Raw genomic sequence first — 2,476 nt, 5'->3', positions numbered from 1 at the left:
CGACGGTGACGGGTGAGCGTGCGGGTGTGGGGGTGTTGTCGGATCCGGGGTATTGGGTGCGGCAGGTGCGGGAGCCGGTGTTGTTCCATGCGGGTATGGGGGTGCTGGCCGCGGAGGGTGTGTCGCGGTACGTCGAACTCGGACCGGGTGGCGTCCTCACCGCCATGGCCCAGGACAGCCTCGACAGCCTCACCCAGGAGACGGAGCGAGCATTCGGCTTGACCTCTCTGCTGAGCGCCGGCCGTCCGGAGCGGGCCACCGTGGGCGCCGCGCTGGGCCGACTCTTCTGCTGGGGGATGGACCACGACTGGCAGGCGCTCTTCGAAGGCACCCGGGCACGTCCTGTCGATCTCCCGACCTACGCCTTCGCTCGGCAGCGCTTTTGGCCGGGGAGCGCGAGCGCCGCCGCACCGCACATCGGGGCTCGGCCCGCACCGCTCACACCGGACGACGCGCAGCCGGCGCGTCCGTTCCACGCCGCTCTCGCCGCCTCGGCCGACCCCCACCGCATGCTCCTGGACCTGGTCCGGGAACACGCGGCTGCGGTGCTCGGGCACACACCGGGGGAGACGGCCGACGCCACCCGGGCGTTCCGGGACCTCGGCTTCGACTCCGTGACGGCGGTGGAGTTCCGCAATCTGCTCGGCAGGGCCACCGGTCTCGCGCTGCCCACCACCCTGGTCTTCGACCACCCGACTCCGGCCGCTCTGGTCCGGCACCTTCGCGCGGAGCTCCTGGACGGCGGTGAGACGGCCGCCGCGGTGCGCCGCACGGTCGGCAGCGACGAGGCCATCGCTGTCATCGGCATGAGCTGCCGCTTCCCCGGGGGCGTCACCACCCCGAACGAACTGTGGCGGCTGGTCGAGGACGAGGTGGACGCCATCACGCCGTTCCCGGATGACCGCGGCTGGAACCTGGACACCGTGTACCACCCCGACGCCGACCGTCCCGGCACCACGTACACCCGCGGCGGCGGATTCCTGACGAGGGCGACGGAGTTCGACGCGGACTTCTTCGGCATCTCGCCGAGGGAGGCCCTCGCCATGGACCCGCAGCAGCGCCTGCTCCTCGAGACGTCCTGGGAAGCCTTCGAACACGCCGGTGTACGCCCGGAGACCGTGCGCGGCAGCGGTGTCGGCGTGTTCGTGGGCACCAACGGCCAGGACTACACCGACCTCGTCTCACACTCCGAGGAAAACCTGGAGGGCTACCTCGGCACCGGCGGCGCCAGCAGCGTCACCTCGGGTCGGATCGCCTACGCACTGGGCCTGGAAGGGCCGGCGCTCACTGTCGACACAGCCTGCTCCTCCTCCCTGGTCGCCCTCCACCTCGCAGCCGAGGCGCTGCGGCGCGGTGAGTGCGCGCTCGCCCTCGCGGGGGGAGCGACCGTGATGTCGACGCCGCAGTCCTTCATCGACTTCTCGCGCCAGCGTGGGCTTGCTCCCGACGGGCGGTGCAAAGCCTTTTCGGCGTCGGCGGACGGCACCGGCTGGGCGGAAGGCGTGGGGGTGCTGCTGTTGGAGCGGTTGTCGGACGCGCGGCGCGACGGGCACGAGGTCCTCGCGGTGATCCGCGGCTCCGCCGTGAACCAGGACGGCGCGTCCAACGGTCTGACGGCGCCGAGCGGTCCGGCGCAGCAGAAGGTGATCCGGCAGGCGCTGGCCAACGCGGGCCTCACCGGGGCCGACGTCGACGTGGTGGAGGCGCACGGCACCGGTACCACGCTCGGTGACCCCATCGAGGCGCAGGCGCTGCTCGCCACGTACGGGAAGGGCCGCGCCGAGGGCAGGCCGTTGTGGCTGGGCTCGCTGAAGTCGAACATCGGGCACACACAGGCCGCGGCGGGTGTGGCCGGTGTGATCAAGATGGTGATGGCGATGCGGCACGGCGTCCTCCCGCGATCGTTGCATCTGGACGAGCCGTCCCCGCACGTCGACTGGTCGGACGGCGGGCTGTCCCTGCTCACCGCACGCGAGCGGTGGCCGCGGACCGGCGCCCCGCGTCGTGCGGCCGTCTCCTCCTTCGGCATGAGCGGCACCAACGCCCACGTGGTGCTGGAACAGGCCCCGGAGCCTCCGGCGCCCGTCACCCCGGGGGACCGGCCCGCCGACCCCGGCGTGTCCGCCCTGCCCGCGTTGTGGCCGCTGTCCGCGAAGTCCGCACAGGCGCTGCGGTCCCAGGCCGCCCGGCTCGCCGAGTACCTCGCCGACCGGCCGGACGCCGACCTGTTCGAGATCGGCCGGACTCTCGCCGCGACCCGGACCCCCTTCACCCACCGGGCTGTGCTGAGTGGGGTCCACCACTCGGAACTCCTCGCCGAGTTGCAGGCTCTGGCGGCCGGTGACACCCACCGGGCGGGCGTCGCCCATGAGGAAGCCGCCACCGCGTTTCTGTTCGGTGGGCAGGGGGCGCAGCGGTTGGGTATGGGGCGTGGGTTGTGTGAGGCGTTTCCCGTGTTCGCTTCGGTGTTTGGTGA

Annotated in this window: 1 protein-coding gene; it reads left to right on the top strand. The window is 72.3% G+C overall.

What is annotated here, in order from left to right; all coding sequences use genetic code 11:
* Nucleotides 1–101 precede the first annotated feature (101 nt).
* On the top strand, nucleotides 102–2,476 hold a 2,375-nt coding region (locus ACZ5C2_RS38535; RefSeq protein WP_468801619.1), incomplete at its 3' end, for a type I polyketide synthase.

This window comes from Streptomyces sp. NPDC031365, assembly GCF_055569765.1.
This window is presented reverse-complemented; position numbering and strand designations above follow the sequence as displayed.